At 74.0% G+C, this 14,792-nt stretch carries 13 protein-coding genes; 1 reads left to right on the top strand and 12 read right to left on the bottom strand.

Translation table 11 applies throughout. The annotated features are described in order from the left end of the window. Nucleotides 1-105: 105 nt before the first annotated feature. From AB0J21_RS09675 to pdhA, 9 genes are all read right to left on the bottom strand, one after another. The gene (locus tag AB0J21_RS09675) at nt 106-645 is read right to left on the bottom strand and encodes a bacterial proteasome activator family protein (protein WP_363145311.1); all 540 of its coding nucleotides are present in this window, start codon (nt 643-645) and stop codon (nt 106-108) included. A gap of 64 nt (nt 646-709) precedes the next feature. Continuing rightward, complete coding sequence (locus AB0J21_RS09670; RefSeq protein ID WP_363145310.1) at nt 710-1,498, bottom strand: hypothetical protein; 789 nt, start codon at nt 1,496-1,498, stop codon at nt 710-712. Between the two features lie 260 nt (nt 1,499-1,758). Continuing rightward, the gene (locus tag AB0J21_RS09665) at nt 1,759-2,739 is read right to left on the bottom strand and encodes an NAD(P)H-quinone oxidoreductase (protein WP_363145309.1); all 981 of its coding nucleotides are present in this window, start codon (nt 2,737-2,739) and stop codon (nt 1,759-1,761) included. Nucleotides 2,740-2,811: 72 nt separating this feature from the next. Then, nucleotides 2,812-3,912: a potassium channel family protein gene (locus tag AB0J21_RS09660; protein ID WP_363145308.1), complete on the bottom strand. Its 1,101-nt coding sequence runs from the start codon at nt 3,910-3,912 to the stop codon at nt 2,812-2,814. Nucleotides 3,913-4,054: 142 nt separating this feature from the next. Then, nucleotides 4,055-5,683 carry a molybdopterin-binding protein gene (locus AB0J21_RS09655; RefSeq protein ID WP_363145307.1) on the bottom strand — a complete coding sequence of 543 codons (1,629 nt, stop codon included), beginning with the start codon at nt 5,681-5,683 and terminating at the stop codon, nt 4,055-4,057. Continuing rightward, entirely contained in the window at nt 5,680-6,543 is an 864-nt protein-coding gene (locus AB0J21_RS09650) for an NTP transferase domain-containing protein (RefSeq protein WP_363145306.1), read from the bottom strand. The genes AB0J21_RS09655 and AB0J21_RS09650 overlap by 4 nt, the downstream gene beginning before the upstream one ends. A 322-nt stretch (nt 6,544-6,865) precedes the next feature. Further along, the gene (locus tag AB0J21_RS09645) at nt 6,866-8,431 is read right to left on the bottom strand and encodes a dihydrolipoamide acetyltransferase family protein (protein WP_363145305.1); all 1,566 of its coding nucleotides are present in this window, start codon (nt 8,429-8,431) and stop codon (nt 6,866-6,868) included. Beyond that, nucleotides 8,431-9,465, bottom strand: coding sequence for an alpha-ketoacid dehydrogenase subunit beta (locus AB0J21_RS09640; RefSeq protein WP_363145304.1), 1,035 nt, complete (start codon nt 9,463-9,465; stop codon nt 8,431-8,433). Before AB0J21_RS09640 ends, AB0J21_RS09645 begins: the two co-directional genes overlap by 1 nt. Next, on the bottom strand, nt 9,462-10,679 hold the full coding sequence (gene pdhA / locus AB0J21_RS09635) for a pyruvate dehydrogenase (acetyl-transferring) E1 component subunit alpha (protein WP_363145729.1): 1,218 nt from the start codon (nt 10,677-10,679) through the stop codon (nt 9,462-9,464). Before pdhA ends, AB0J21_RS09640 begins: the two co-directional genes overlap by 4 nt. 600 nt (nt 10,680-11,279) lie before the next feature. On the opposite strand from pdhA, the gene AB0J21_RS09630 reads away from it, so the two are divergent. After that, a complete protein-coding gene (locus tag AB0J21_RS09630) occupies nt 11,280-11,741 on the top strand; it encodes an Lrp/AsnC family transcriptional regulator (protein ID WP_363145728.1) in 462 nt (153 codons plus the stop codon). 135 nt (nt 11,742-11,876) lie between these two features. Here AB0J21_RS09630 and AB0J21_RS09625 read toward each other — a convergent pair whose 3' ends face one another. From AB0J21_RS09625 to AB0J21_RS09615, 3 genes are all read right to left on the bottom strand, one after another. Beyond that, on the bottom strand, nt 11,877-12,518 hold the full coding sequence (locus tag AB0J21_RS09625; protein WP_363145303.1) for a TetR/AcrR family transcriptional regulator: 642 nt from the start codon (nt 12,516-12,518) through the stop codon (nt 11,877-11,879). A gap of 187 nt (nt 12,519-12,705) precedes the next feature. After that, nucleotides 12,706-13,515: a TrmH family RNA methyltransferase gene (locus tag AB0J21_RS09620; RefSeq protein WP_363145302.1), complete on the bottom strand. Its 810-nt coding sequence runs from the start codon at nt 13,513-13,515 to the stop codon at nt 12,706-12,708. After that, on the bottom strand, nt 13,512-14,738 hold the full coding sequence (locus AB0J21_RS09615) for an HTTM domain-containing protein (RefSeq protein WP_363145727.1): 1,227 nt from the start codon (nt 14,736-14,738) through the stop codon (nt 13,512-13,514). Before AB0J21_RS09615 ends, AB0J21_RS09620 begins: the two co-directional genes overlap by 4 nt. Nucleotides 14,739-14,792 lie beyond the last annotated feature (54 nt).

The following is a 14,792-nucleotide window of genomic DNA, read 5'->3' as shown; positions in this document are numbered from 1 at the left end:
CTCGCGGGGTGCGGTGACGCAACCGACGAACGGCTGGGGCCCGCCTCCCCCCGTGGGGAGGCGGGCCCCAGCCGTATGCGGTACGGATCGGTCTCTACGGGGTCTCTACAGGTAGGGGCCGCCCGTGCGGCCGCCGGACGCGTCACCGCCCTCTTCCCCGCCGCCCGCCCCGGGCGGCAGCGCGCGGCGCATCTGCTCCAGCTGGGCGCGGGCCGCCATCTGCTGGGCGAACAGCGTGGTCTGGATGCCGTGGAACAGCCCCTCCAGCCAGCCCACCAGCTGGGCCTGCGCGATACGCAGCTCGGCGTCGCTCGGCGTGACGTCATCGGTGAACGGCAGCGAGATCCGTTCCAGCTCCTCCACCAGTTCCGGCGCCAGCCCGTCCTCCAGCTCCTTCACGGAGCTGGCGTGGATCTCGCGCAGCCGGGCCCGGCTCGCCTCGTCGAGAGGAGCCGCCCGGACCTCCTCCAGCAGCTGCTTGATCATGCTGCCGATGCGCATGACCTTCGCGGGCTGCGCGACCATCTCGGTCACCGGGATCTCGGTGGAGTCGTCCGCTCCACCGCCGCCGAGCGCCATTCCGTCCTGTCCGACGACCAGGACCTGCGGGTGCTCCTGCGACCGTTCGTTCCTCGGGATCTCCATGCGCTCATTGTCTCGCACCTCGTGCTCCCACCCGGATGGCGCCCCCATGAGGGGGCCGCACGGCTCAGGCCCGGCGCAGACGCAGCCCGAGAAAAGCCGTGGCCAGTCCCAGACCGACACAGATCAGGCCGCCGCCCAGAGCCATCTGCCCGGACGCCGCCCCACCGCGCGAGGCGACCGCGCGGTGCGCGTCGCGCGCCCCGGGAACCGGAGTGCCCGGGTCACTCGTCGCGGTGTCGGGGGTGCGCTCCTCGGCGGACGCGGGAGGGGGAGCGGGCGGCGGGAGCGGTACGGAGAGCGCCGCCCCGGAGGAGGACACGGCCGACGGGTTCCCACCGCCGGTACGGCTGTGCCGCTCCTCGGCGGCGGGGGTGCCCGGGGGAGCGGTGCGCGAGGTGCGTGGCGAAGGCGCCGCCGAGGCGGGCGTCGACGGGGTCGGGGACACGGCCGACGGGCGCGCCGGCCGTCCGGTGTGCGCCTCGTTCCCGGACTGGGCGTCGTCACCCGGTAGGGCCTCGTCGCCTGGCCGGGAGCCGATCACACCGGGGATGCGCACGGGAAACCACGGGAACAGGCCCCCGTGCTGCTCGTCCTCGTCCGGGGCCCCGCCGTGGCCGTCCCGGACCGGGGGATCCGGGCTGGTGGCGCCGGAGGCCGGGGCCGGCCCGCCCCCGCCGGAACGCGTGGGCGGCGCCGTCTCCGGTACGCGAGGAGTCGTCGGCGCGGTGGTCGCGGCGAGCGCGGGCTCGCCGGCCCGGGCGTATCCCGTCGGCAGCCAGGTCAGGAGCAGAACCACCAGCACCGCGAACACCGCCGCGCCGGCGAACACCGGTAGCCGAAAAACTGACGTCATCCCGGCGCCCCCTTCGTACCCGGCCCCTTGCGCCCGGCCAGAACAGTGCGACCAGCGTCACACATGCCGGGACGCACGGCACCTCAGCCACGACGCGCCCGCCGGAAGTGCCGGAGACGCGCCGCTCGCGCGCGGAGGCCTGTTCCCCGTGCTTCCGTGTGCGCGATGCGCGCGTACGGGCCGCGCGCCAGCACTGGCCCTTCGGCGGGTGTGCGCGATGCGCGCGTGCGGGCCGCGCCGGGTGCGAAGGAGGACTCCGCTCAGGGCGTGACCAGGATCAGCTTCCCGATGTGGCTGCTCTCGTCCAGGATCGTGTGCGCGGCGGACACCTCGCTCAGCGGCAGGCGACGGTGCACGACCGTGCGCACGGTGCCCGACTCAAGGAGCGGCCACACGTGCTCCCTGACGCCGGCCACGATGGCCGCCTTCTCCTCCACCGGCCGCGAGCGCAGGGAGGTCGCGGCGACCGCGAGCCGCTTCTGGAGCAGCGTGTTGAGGTTGATCTCCGCCTTGACGCCGCCCTGAAGCCCGATGATGACGAGCCGTCCGTTGACCGCGAGCGCGTCGATATTGCGTTCCAGGTACTTGGCGCCCATGTTGTCGAGGATGACGTCGGCGCCGTGGCCGCCGGTGGCCTCGCGCAGCTCCTCCACGAAATCCTGTTCGCGGTAGTTGATGAGGATGTCGGCGCCCAGTTCGCGGCAGCTCTCCAGCTTCTCCGGGGTGCCCGCGGTCACCGCGACGCGCGCGCCCACCGCCTTGCCGAGCTGGATCGCCATGGTGCCGATCCCACTCGAACCGCCGTGCACCAGCAGGGTCTCCCCGGGGCGCAGCCCCGCGACCATGAAGACGTTCGACCACACCGTCGCCGTGACCTCCGGCAGCGAGGCCGCGTCCACGAGGTCGATCCCCTTCGGCACGGGCAGCAACTGCCCCACCGGCACGGCCACCTTCTCGGCGTAGCCGCCGCCCGCGAGCAGGCCGCACACCTCGTCGCCGACGGCCCATCCGGACACCCCCTCGCCGAGCGCGAGGATCCGGCCGGACACCTCCAGGCCGGGGTACACGGGCGCGCCGGGCGGCGGGGGGTAGAAGCCCTGGCGCTGCATGACGTCGGCGCGGTTGACCCCGGCCGCCACGACCTGGACCAGCGCTTCACCCGCCGCCGCGACCGGATCGGGCACCTCGGCCCCTACGAGAGCCTCAGGGCCACCGGGTTCGGGAATCGTGATCGCATACATGCTCGCGAGGCTACTCGCGCGGGCCCCGGTGCGAGCAGAAGGCGCGGACCCGGGGGCCGGTGCGCGGACGGTTCAGGCACTGGGCAGCGGTCGCGTGTCCGGCGCCATATGGGGGTCGGGACCGGCGCGCACGATGGTGATGAGGCGGTCGGTCAACTGGAGGGTACCGACGGCCGGATCGTCGTAGCCGAGTACCCGGTGCCCGCGGACCACGCTGATGACCAGGTCGTCGGTGTCCCGCGGTCCGCGCCCCACCTCGGACTTTATGACCGGACGCTCGACCAGGTCGAGACCGGTGCCCTGCTGGATGAGGTCCTCCAGGACCATGCCCGCGCTGGGGCTGAGCACCGAGAGGCCGAGCAGCCGTCCGGCCGCGCTCGCACTCGTGATCACGGCGTCCGCGCCGGACTGGCGCAACAACGGCGCGTTCTCCTCCTCGCGGACCGCCGCCACGATGTGAGCGGTCCGGTTGAGCTGGCGGGCGGTGAGCGCCACGAGCACCGCCGTGTCGTCGCGCTGCGTCGCGATGATGATCTGCCGGGACTTGGCCACCTCCGCACGGGCCAGTACGTCGCTGCGCGTCGCGTCACCGACCACCCCCGCGAAGCCCTCCGAGGTGGCGAGTTCGATCACCTTCTCGTTGGGGTCGACGACCACCACCTGTTGCGGGGTCACCGAGCCCGTGGCCAGCACGGTCTTGATCGCCGAACGGCCCTTCGTACCGAAGCCGACGACGACGGTGTGGTCTCTCAACGCACTCCTCCAGCGGTGCAGGCGCCACTCCTCGCGGGTCCTCTCGGTGAGGACCTCCAGGGTGGTGCCGACCAGAATGATCAGGAACAGCACGCGCAGTGGCGTGACGACGAGGATATTGATGAGCCGGGCCGTGTCGCTGACCGGCACGATATCGCCGTAACCCGTGGTGGAGAGGGTCACGGTCGCGTAGTAGAAGGCGTCGAGCAGATCGACCTGGTGGTCCGAGTTGTCGCCGTAGCCGTCGCGCCCCAGGTACACGAGCAGCGCGGTCCCCACGAGGACGGCGAGCGCCATGGTGATGCGCTTGGCGACCTGCCGGAAGGGCCGCTCGACCATCCGTCGCGGCAGTTTGACCCGCGTGGCCACAAGCTTCTCGCCGGCCTGACGCGCGATGGCGTCCTGTCCGGGCAGTTTCACGTGAAACCTCCCGCGCGGGCCGACGGCCCCACGCACCCTGCTCGTCCGTGACCCACCGCGGCACGGCGGGCCTTCCCCTCACTGCCGACCGCGTGTCCACCGGCGGCCTGTCCATGTTTCACGTGAAACATGGGGCATCGTTTCACGTGAAACATCCCGTGCCCCATGGCAGTTCGAGAAGTTCCAGCTGCTGTCCCTGGCGGGCTCCGCCCGGCGGTACGACCGCCAGGGCCTCGGCCCTCGCCATGCCCCGGAGCATCGCGGGCCCGTTGAAGCGCACTACCTCGGCCCTCCCGGAGCGCAGCCGCACCGGCAGCAGCCGGGTGTCCTGCGGATGTCCCTGGACCTCCTCGGCGACGGGAACGGCGTACGGCTGTGTTCCGGCACGGCCCGCGAGGACCCGCAGCAGGGGAGCGGCCAGGGTCAGGAGCCCGGACACGGCGGCCAGCGGGTTCCCAGGGAGGCCCACGAGGTGCTGTCCGGACGCGGTCGCGGCCAGGAGCATGGGGTGACCGGGCCGGACCGAGACCCCGTCGACCAGAAGCCGGGCGCCGATCCGGTCGAGCACCGGGTGAACGTGGTCCACGGGCCCCCCGGCCGTGCCGCCCGTCGTGAGGATGAGGTCGGCCTCGCTGCCCGCGACGGCCTTGAGCAGGCTCTCCTTCTCGTCCCCGAGCCGCCGTACCGCGCGGACCTCGCCGCCGAGCGCGCGCAGCCAGGACGGGAGCATGGGGCCGAGCGCGTCCCGGATACGGCCCTGTTCGGGCAGCCCGCTGGTCAGCAGTTCGTCGCCGAGGACCAGTACCTCCACCGTGGGACGGGGAACGGCGCGCACCGCGTCGTAGCCGGCGGCCGCGGCCAGCCCCAGAACCACGGGGGTGATGAGCGTGCCCGCGTCCAGCAGCCGGTCGTGGGTACGGCACTCCTGGCCGCGCGGGCGGATGTCCTGCCCCTGGAGCACGGCACGCAGCGGATGCAGCCGTCCGGAGTGATCGACCTCGCCGTGCTCGCTGCGCACGACGGCGGTGGCCCCGGAGGGGACCGGCGCACCGGTCGCGATCGGGACGGCGCTGCCGTCCTCGACCCCGTCGTGCTGATGCTGCCCGGCGAGCACCCCGCCCTTCGCGAGCAGCCAGGGCCCGGGGCCCGCGACGGCCCAGCCGTCCATGGCCGAGGTGTCGAAGGAGGGCAGGTCGGTGAGCGCGTTCAGGGGCTCCGCGAGGGCGAGACCGAGGGCCGCGTCGAGAGCCGTCCGGGGAGCCGGACGCACCTGCGCCGTCCGTGCCACGACCTCGCCCCCGGCCCGCAGCGCCACCGCCCTGGCCTCCTCCCAGGAAAGGACACCCGGCCGGTGCGGCGACGCGGTCGCGTGCGTCTCCGAAGCGGCGGCGGTACCGGAACAAGGGGCTGGAGGGGCCGGAGCCGGACGCGGGACGGAGCGCTCGCGCCCCGCACGCGGTGCGGCAGGACCGGCTCCCCGACGCGGGACGGCGGGCCCGTCCGTCGCCTCGTCCGGCGCGCCCTCCTCCGGACTGGGCCGCCGCCCGCCCCCCTCACCGTGCGCTCGTCGCTCATCGCGCTCCCGCGGGTTCCGCCGCTCCCGAGCGGCGCGAGGCCCTGCTTCCGGGGCGGCCGGATCTTCGACCGGCTCCGCGCGCACCAGAGCCAGCGCCTCGTCGAAAGGCGTTTCGTCGAAGGGCGTTTCGTCGAAGGGCGCCTCGGCTGAGGCGTCGGCGCCGGGATCCGGGTCCTCGCCGCTCCTCCGGTTCACTGCGCCTCAGCCGCCCACCGGTTCGCCAGTTCGGCGGCCTTGTGCGCGAGCGCGGCGACCTCCTCCGGGCCGCCCTGCGCCCGGCCCGCCGCGTACCCGACGAGGAAGGTCGTCAGGGGGGCGGCGGGCCGGTCCACGCCGTGCGCCGCGTCCCGGGCCAGGTCGAGGACGACGTGCAGGTCGACGTCCAGATCGATGCCGAGTTCGGCCTTGACTGCGGAAATCCATTCATCCAACACGTGCCCATGCTCCCTGATCCTGTCCCGGGCGACAGCGACGTCCTCCCAGGTGTCGCAGTCGAAAGAGGCGTTGCCGTCGTCGCGCAGACGGACGAGGGCGAAGGCCGAGACGAGAGACCGCAACGGCAGCCCGTGCAGCGTGCCGTGCTCCGCGCGCAGCCGGTCGAGCGCGGCCCGCAGCGAGGAAGCGCGGTAGACGGCCAGCAGGGTCTGGTCACGGCCCGTCGCGTCGACGAGCAGCGCCCCGTCCGCCTGCTCGCCGCCGGGGCCCGCCCCGGCGGCGAGCGCGGTCACGAGCCGCTCGACCGTGGGCCGGTCGAGGAAGGGGAGATCGGCGGACAGCACCAGCACCAGGTCCTGGGCGGTGTGCCGCAGCCCGGCGTCGAGCGCGGCGACGGGACCGCCGCCCGGCGGCTCCTCGCGGACCCGCACGACGGGCCGGGCGCAGGACCGGGGCCCGGACACGACGACCGTGGTCCCCGCTGTCGCGCACGCGGCCAGCACCCGGTCGATCAGGGTCCGGCCCCCGACCGTGACGGCGGGCTTGTCCGTCCCGCCCAGCCGCCTCGCCGCTCCGCCCGCCAGGACCACGGCGTCGTACCCGCTCCTCGCCTCGACCACGTTCGCCTCCTGAGATGTGCCCCGGCCAGAGTCGTGCCCCGGCTCCGCGAGGCGCTCGTGCCCGCAGTCCCGCCGTGGCCGTTACCCGTAGTCCCGCCGCGCCCTACCCGTGCCCCGAAATCCCGCGGTGCGCCCCTGCCCCCGAGTGCACCGAGTGACCCGAGTGGGTGGTGCGCGCCCTGAAGTATGGCCACTGCGAAGATCGATGGCACCCCGTGCACACGGAACAGGGCGGAACTCCCCCGGTATGCCGGGGGCGTCCCGCCCTGTCGTACCGCTGTCCGCCGCCTCGGGGCGTGCGCGGCTCCGCGCGTGCGCAGCCTCAGAGCGTGCGCAGCAGCACCGCCGGCTGCTCCACACAGTCCGCGACGTAGCGCAGGAACCCGCCCGCAACCCCGCCGTCGCACACCCGGTGGTCGAAGGTGAGGGAGAGCTGCACGAGTTGCCGCACCGCCAGCTCCCCTTCGTACACCCACGGTTTGGGCGTGATGCGGCCGATGCCGAGCATCGCGGCCTCGGGGTGGTTGATGATCGGGGTCGACCCGTCCACGCCGAACACGCCGTAGTTGTTGAGCGTGAAGGTGCCGCCGGTCAGTTCGGCGGGGCTCAGCCGTCCCGACCGCGCCGACTCCGTCAGCCGGGCGAACACCGCGGAGAGGGACTCGGCGTCGCGCGCGTGGGCGTCCCGGACGACGGGGACGACCAGCCCCCGGTCGGTCTGCGCCGCGAAGCCCAGGTGCACACCGGGAAGGCGCACGATCTCCCTGGCCCCGGTGTCCACGCGGGAGTTCAGCTCGGGGAAGCGGGCGAGCGCGGCGGTGGTGATCCGGGCGAACACCGCGAGCAGCGAGATCTTCGGTCCGCCCGCCGCGTTCATGGCTTTGCGGGCCCGCAGCAGTTCCGTCGCGTCCGCGTCGACCCAGCACGTGGCGTCCGGGATCTCGCTGCGGCTGCGCGAGAGCTTGTCGGCGGCGACCGCGCGCATCCCGCGCAGGGGGATGCGGACCTCCGTGCCGAGCGGAGCGGCGGACCGCACGGCTGTCGTGTCCCCGTTCGCAGCGGTCTCGGTGGCCTCGTCCACGGCGCCGGCGGTGCGGGCCCCGGCCGGCTGGTGCGCCTCGGCGCCGTCCGCCGCGCCGTCCCGTACGAAGGACTCGACGTCGGTGCGCAGGATCAGCCCCTCGGGACCCGAGCCGGTGACGCCGCGCAGGTTCACACCGTGGTCCCTGGCCAGCTTCCGCACGAGCGGGGAGATGACGGGCACGGGCCCTTCGGCGGCCCTCCCGCCGGCCCCGCGCGCTCCACCGGACGCCGAACCGTCGACGGCGGAGTGCGGCGGGGCGACGACGGTGACGGAAGCCGGGACGCCCGCACCGGCCCCGTTCACCACCGCACCGTCCACACCGTCCACACCCGGCCCGGACGCCGCGACCGGGGCGGGGGAAGCGCGTCGCACCCGGCGGCGACGGGCGCCCGTGGCCCCCACCGTGCCGTAGCCGACCAGCACGTTCCCGGAGCCGCTGGCCCCGGCCGCCGCACCACCCGACTCGGCGCCGGAAACCGCCGCACCGCCCGACTCCGCGCCGGAGGCCGCCGCACCGCCGGAACAACCGGCGGCGGGACCGGCACCCGTGGCGGCGGCGCCCTCGACCGCGACGGCGATCAGCGGCGCGCCCACCGGCAGGTCCGTCCCCTCCTCGCCGAAGCGCGTGGCCACGACCCCGCCGTGCGGGCAGGGCACCTCGACCATCGCCTTGGCGGTCTCCACCTCCACGACGGGCTGGTCGATCTCCACGACGTCGCCGACCTCCACGAGCCAGCGCACGATGAGCGCCTCGGTGAGCCCCTCACCGAGGTCGGGCAGTGCGAACTCCAGGACCTGCGTCATCAGCGCTCAGCCTCCCACTGAAGCCGTGCCACCGCGTCCAGTACGCGGTCCACGCCCGGCAGGTGGTGCCGCTCGATCATCGGCGGCGGATACGGGACGTCGAAACCGGCCACCCGCAGGACGGGCGCCTCCAAGTGGTGGAAACAGCGCTCGGTGACCCGGGCCGCGATCTCCCCGCCGGGACCGGCGAAGCCCTGCGACTCGTGCACGACGACCGCGCGGCCGGTGCGCCGCACCGACGCCGCCACCGTCTCGTCGTCGAAGGGCACGAGGCTGCGCAGGTCCACGACCTCCAGGTCCCAGCCCTCCGCGACCGCGGCCTCGGCCGCCTCCAGGCACACCGGGAGCGAGGGGCCGTACGTCAGGAGCGTCGCGCCGCGCCCGGGGCGCCGGACGACGGCCCGGCCGATCGGCTCGACCGCGGCGGGTGCCTCGGGCGACCACACCGCCTTCGACCAGTACAGCCGCTTGGGCTCCATGAAGACGACCGGGTCGTCGGAGGCGATCGAGGCGCGCAGCAGTCCGTAGGCGTCCTCCACCGTCGCGGGCGTCACGACGTGCAGGCCGGGGGTCGCCATGTAGTAGATCTCGGAGGAGTCGCTGTGATGCTCGACGCCGCCGATCCCGCCCCCGAAGGGGACGCGGATGGTCAGCGGCAGCGGCAGCTTGCCGCCGGTGCGGTTGCGCATCTTCGCCACATGGCTGACGACCTGCTCGAAGGACGGGTACGCGAAGGCGTCGAACTGCATCTCGACCACCGGCCGCAGCCCGTACATCGCCATGCCCACGGCCGCGCCCAGGATGCCGGCCTCGGCCAGCGGGGTGTCGGTGCACCGGTCGTCGCCGAACTCGGCGGCGAGGCCGTCGGTGATGCGGAAGACCCCGCCGAGGGTCCCGACGTCCTCCCCGAGGACGTGCACCGCGGGGTCCTCGGTCATCGCGTCGCGCAGGGCCCGGGTCAGGGCCTGCGCCATCGTCGCGGGCTTCGCGCCGCCCGTGCTCGCCGCGGCCGGGGCCGCCGTCGCCGTGCTCATCGTTCGTTCCCCGCTCCCGTAGCCGTGCCGGAGGTCCCGGCCGCGGACCCCGCCACGGGCCCGGCCGCGGACCCGGTCTCCGCCTCGGCCTCCGCCTCGATCTCCGCGCGCAGCAGGTCGGCCTGCTCGGTCAGCTGCGGGGTGCGCTCGGCGAAGACGTGGTCGAACAGCCGCTCCGGGTGCAGCGTCGCGTCCTCGTTGAGGGCGGCCCGCAGACCGGCCGCGAACTCCTCGGCCCGTTCCTTCGCCTCGGCGACGACCGCCTCGTCGATCACCCCGTGCTCCAGCAGTTCGCGTTCCATGATCCCGACCGGGTCGTGCGCGCGCCACGCCTCGACCTCCTCGGGAACGCGGTAGCGCGTCGCGTCGTCCGCGTTGGTGTGCGCCTCCATCCGGTACGTGACCGCCTCGACGAGCGTCGGTCCGCCGCCCGCCCTGGCCCGTTCCACCGCCTCGCTCAGCACCTCGTGCATCGCGACCGCGTCGTTGCCGTCGACCAGCCGGCCCGGCATCCCGTACCCGACGGCCTTGTGGGCCAGCGAGGGGGCCGCGGACTGCTTGGCGAGCGGTACGGAGATCGCGTAGCCGTTGTTCTGCACGAGGAAGACGACGGGCGCCCGCCACACGGCGGCGAAGTTGAGCGCCTCGTGGAAGTCGCCCTCGCTGGTTCCGCCGTCCCCGCACATCGCGAGCGCCACGACGTCGTCGCCACGCAGCCGCGCCGCGTGCGCGAGGCCCACGGCGTGCGGCAGATGGGTGGCGAGCGGGGTCGACAGCGGGGCGACGCGGGTCGCGAGCGGGTCGTAGCCGGTGTGCCGGTCACCGCGCAGCAGCGTCAGGGTCTCCAGCGGGTCGACACCCCGGGCGATCACGGCGAGCGTGTCGCGGTAGCTCGGGAAGAGCCAGTCCCGCTCCTCCAGCACGAGAGCGGCGGCGATCTCGGCGGCCTCCTGGCCGGTGGTGGACGGGTACACCGCGAGCCGGCCCTGCCGGGTGAGGGCGGTGGCCTGCGTGTTGAAGCGGCGCCCGCGCACCAGCTCGGCGTACAGCCGACGCAGCAGCGCCGGGTCCACCCGCTCGACGGCCTTGGTGCCCAGGACACGGTACGGCTCGGTCTCGGGCAGCAGCGGGCCCGGCTCCACCCGGGTCCGCCAGTCGGGCGGCGCAGCCGGGCGGTGCGCCCCCTCATGCCCCTGATCCTCGACGACCGTCATGTCCGGCACCTCCTCGTGGAACGGCGCGAGACGCACGCCGAAAGTGACGTGCCTCACCCCTTGATGGTGCGAGTACGGACGAAATTTGGCTACAGGCGCCCTCAGCCTGTGGACAAACGGCTCAGGGCGGCCTGCAATGGCCACCGGGCGTCCAAAGGGGAGAGGTGGCGGCAGGTGGCTGCTGAACGAATGGCCGGAAGACCGGAACCGCGGCCCGGCGAGAGCACTGGTCCCGGCTCCGTTCCAGGGCCCCGCCCGGCCGCCGCGCAGGGCTCCGGAACAGGGCGGGGAGCGGGCGCCGAACCGCCGCGCCCCGCCCGCCGGACACCTCTCCCGCGCCAGGAACCGGGTGCGCGCGGCGCACACGACCACGCGGCGGCCGCACCCGGCGGGGTGACACCCCCCGGCCCGGCCCGCGGCCCCCAGAGCACCCACGAACCCCAAGGATCGCAGGCCTCCCAGGGTTCACCCAGTTCCCGCACACCCCAGAGAGCGCAGGGGACACAGGGGACACAGGGGACACAAGGTGCACAGGGGCCTCACGGTGCCCACCGTTCCGGCCCCGGCGGCCCCGGCGGCCCCGGCACGGACCTCGACGCGCTGCCCGAGCCCCGTCCGATCGACTCCGTGGACCGGGACATCCTGCGCATCCTCCAGGCGGACGGCCGGGCCTCGATACGGTCGGTGGCGGAACAGGTCCACGTCTCGCGGGCCAACGCCTACGCACGCATCAACCGGCTCATCGAGGACGGGGTGATCCGCGGCTTCGGAGCCAGAGTGAACCACGAACGCGCCGGTCAGGGCGCCTCGGCGTACCTGACCCTGCGGATCGTGCAGAACTCCTGGCGCACCGTACGCCAACAGCTCAGGTCCCTGCCGGGCGTCGCCCACATCGCCCTCGTCAGCGGGGATTTCGACGTATTGCTGCTCGTGCACTCCCCGGACAACCGGGCCCTGCGCGAACTGGTCCTCACCCGCCTCCAGGCCATCCCCGAGATCCTGAGCACCCGGACCCTCCTGGTCTTCGAGGAGGACGACCTCGACCCGGGCGCCCACTACTGAGCCGGGCCGGGACGCCGCACCCGTCACCAGACCGGGACGCCGTACCCGTCATGGGCCCGCCTGACGCGTTCACCGGGGCCCGGACCACGCCGCTACACGGTCACGCGGTCATGCGAACCAGGCCCGGATCGACCGTCAGCTCTTGACGCGCAGTCCCTCGAAGGCCAGCCGCACCACCGCGTCGGCCAGCTCGGTCGCGCTCGTACTCTCCCCGGAGGCGCCGCCCGGACCGGCGGCCGTACCGCCGGTGCCGTCCCCGCCGTCCAGCCGGTACCACTCCACGAGGGAGTTGATCATCCCGTAGAGCAGCCGGGTCGCCAGTCGCGGCTCCACGTCGCCGCGCAGGTCGCCCTCGGCCACGGCCTCCTGGAACAGGTCGGCGACACGGTGGTCGAAGTCCCTGCGGCGCTCCATCGCCCAGCGCTCCGTGTCGGTGTTCCCGCGCACCCGCAGCAGCAGCGTCACGTACGGCAGCTCCGCGACCAGGACCCGCACGGTGCCGCGCACCACGTGCTCCATCCGGTCGATGGCCGCCCCGTGCGCGGCGTCCTCCTCGTCCAGGACACCGAAGAGGCCGTCCAGCGCCCGGCTCACGGCCCGGCGCAGCAACTCCTCCTTGCCCGCGACGTGGTGGTAGATCGAGGACTTCGAGATGCCCGCCGCCTTCGACAGGTGCTCCATCGAGGTGCCGTCGTATCCGCGCTCGTTGAACACCCGGACCGCCACCGACAGCAGCGACTCCGGGGTGTACGCGTCGCGTTTGGCCGCAGGCGCCATGGCAGGACCACCGTTCTCCAGGGGCGGGGCACGCCGGCCGGGAACCGGCCCGGGACGCGCCCCGTGTCAACCAGGGGGTTTCGGCGGACTCCCTCGTACCGACCGATCGTTCGGTAACTCTAACTCCGCCGGCCCGCCCTGCCCACCGGCGTGAACCGCCGCCCCGAACAACCCCGGACAGCGGCCCCTACCCCTGGTGCTCCCCGGGGGCGCTCACCGGCGTCGACGTGGTCGTGGACCAGTGGAACAGCGCCATGCCCACGCTGGTGGCGAGGTTGTAGCTGGAGACCTGCGGGCGCATCGGCAGCGAGACCAGGCGGTCCGCCCGCTCCCGTACAGCGGCCGAGATGCCGTGCCGTTCGGAGCCGAAGGCGAGGAGCGCGTCGTCCGGCAGGACCAGCCCTCTGACGTCCTCCCCCTCAGGGTCCAGCGCGTACAGCGGCCCCTCCGGGAGGTCCGCGAGGTCCATGCGCTCGACGACGGTCGCGAAGTGCAGACCCGCGCCCCCGCGTACGACGGTGGGATGCCACGGGTCGAGGTCCCCGGTCGTGATCACGCCACCGGCCCCGAAACCGGCGGCGAGCCGGATGACGGCGCCCGCGTTGCCGAGGTTGCGGGGCTGGTCGAGCAGGACCAGCGGGCTGCTGCGGGGCCGCGCGCGCAGCGCCGCGAGCTGCGCCGCGCGCTCCGGCCGGACGGCGAGCGCGGCGACGCCGGTGGGATGCGGACGCGCCACCAGCGAGCGGTACTCCCGCTCGCCCACCCCGGCCAGCAGCGGACCGAGGTCCCCGGCCAGGTCAGGGGCCAGCTCCCCGGCGAGTGCGAGCGCCGCGTCCCGGTCGGCGGCCACGGCCACCGGGACCTCGGCGCCGAAACGCAGCGCGTGCTTGAGCGCGTGGAACCCGTCGAGCAGCACCGTGCCACCGGCCTCCCGCCACTCGTGCCACCGCGTGAGGACGGGCGAGGGGGCGGCGGACGGGACAGGGCGCGCGTTCATGGCCGGAAGCCTACGGGGGAGCGTCCGGCCTCCTCGCCCGGCTCCGCCGCACGCGGTCCTGGCAGCGCCACGGACCGCCCCGCACCGCCCCGTACGCCGCGCGGGCGGGCGGTCAGGTGGCCGAGGACGCCGCCCACGACGCCGCCGGTCCGCCGCAGGAAACCGGTCGGCAGGAACACGGCGTCGGCGGCGATCATGGCGAGCGAGAAGAAGGGCAGTCCGAGGATCACCGCGATACCGACGTGCTCCGCCATCATCCCCACCAGCAGCACGTTCTTGACGCGCCGGTTGAACAGGGCGAACGGGAAGGCCACCTGGACGAGGACGGTGCCGTACGTGACCAGCGTGATCAGCGTGCCGTGCGCGGCGAGCGCCTCGGACAGAGCGGGCCACGGCGAGAAGTACTCCAGCCGCAGCGGGTAGTGCACGGCCGTACCGTCCTGCCAGCGGCTGCCCTGGATCTTGTACCAGCCCGCGGTCGCGTAGATCAGACAGGCCTCGCCCATCACGACGAGCAGCCCCGCGTTGTGCGCGGCATTGCCCACGACATCGGCCAGCGCCCGCAGTTGCCGTACGTGAAAACCGGCCACGGGACGGGCGGCGCGACGCTCCAGCAGCCACCACACGCCCAGCGCCGACCACAGCCCCCACAGGGCGAGGGACCAGCCACCCGTCAGACGGCCACCGAGGCAGGCGAGCGCGAGCACGAGCCCGGACACGGCCCACAGCGGCGGCCCGGCGCGATCCCGCCCCCCGCGCGCCCGGCGCCGCGCGTCGAGCGACCACACCTGGCCGCACCGCGTGAACACCAGGTAGATCGCCATGAGATGGATGACGTTGTCCCCGCCGTCCCCCATGAACACGGAACGGTTCTGGAGCGAGAGCACCCCGATCATGAACAGCACCGAGGCCGTACGCGTGCGCCACCCGAGCAGCAGCAGGGCGGCGGACAGCATCGCGAGCCCGTAGACCAGCTCGAACCACAGCTGCCCGCCGAACCACGGCAGCACCGTGAAGGCGTGGTTGCTCGCCAGGAGCCGGGCGGCCAGGTCCGGCCCCCACGGACTGCCCAGTCCGTACAGCTCGTCGCGGTGCGGGAGTTCACGCAGCAGGAAGGCGAGCCAGGTCGCCGAGAAACCGATGCGGACGACGGCGCTCTGGTACGGCCCCAGGGCGCGGCCGCTGACCTGGCCGAGGGCCCGGCCGAGCCCCGCCCGCCACATCCGGAACCGCAGCCCGGCCCCCGCCCGGTTCCGCGCACCGAGCCCCGCCCGCAC

This window comes from Streptomyces sp. NPDC049954 (genome assembly GCF_040656295.1).
Lineage (GTDB): Bacteria > Actinomycetota > Actinomycetes > Streptomycetales > Streptomycetaceae > Streptomyces.
Note: the sequence above shows the minus strand (reverse complement) of the source record. Positions and strands in the feature narration are given on the sequence as shown.

What these genes read in the sequence shown, in the direction of transcription:
- AB0J21_RS09675 (WP_363145311.1), bottom strand. Translation starts at nt 645, where the DNA reads ATGGAGATCCCGAGGAACGAACGGTCGCAGGAGCACCCGCAGGTCCTG.
- AB0J21_RS09670 (WP_363145310.1), bottom strand. Translation starts at nt 1,498, where the DNA reads ATGACGTCAGTTTTTCGGCTACCGGTGTTCGCCGGCGCGGCGGTGTTC.
- AB0J21_RS09665 (WP_363145309.1), bottom strand. Translation starts at nt 2,739, where the DNA reads ATGTATGCGATCACGATTCCCGAACCCGGTGGCCCTGAGGCTCTCGTA.
- AB0J21_RS09645 (WP_363145305.1), bottom strand. Translation starts at nt 8,431, where the DNA reads ATGACGCAGGTCCTGGAGTTCGCACTGCCCGACCTCGGTGAGGGGCTC.
- AB0J21_RS09640 (WP_363145304.1), bottom strand. Translation starts at nt 9,465, where the DNA reads ATGAGCACGGCGACGGCGGCCCCGGCCGCGGCGAGCACGGGCGGCGCG.
- pdhA (WP_363145729.1), bottom strand. Translation starts at nt 10,679, where the DNA reads ATGACGGTCGTCGAGGATCAGGGGCATGAGGGGGCGCACCGCCCGGCT.
- AB0J21_RS09625 (WP_363145303.1), bottom strand. Translation starts at nt 12,518, where the DNA reads ATGGCGCCTGCGGCCAAACGCGACGCGTACACCCCGGAGTCGCTGCTG.
- AB0J21_RS09620 (WP_363145302.1), bottom strand. Translation starts at nt 13,515, where the DNA reads ATGAACGCGCGCCCTGTCCCGTCCGCCGCCCCCTCGCCCGTCCTCACG.
- AB0J21_RS09615 (WP_363145727.1), bottom strand. Translation starts at nt 14,738, where the DNA reads ATGTGGCGGGCGGGGCTCGGCCGGGCCCTCGGCCAGGTCAGCGGCCGC.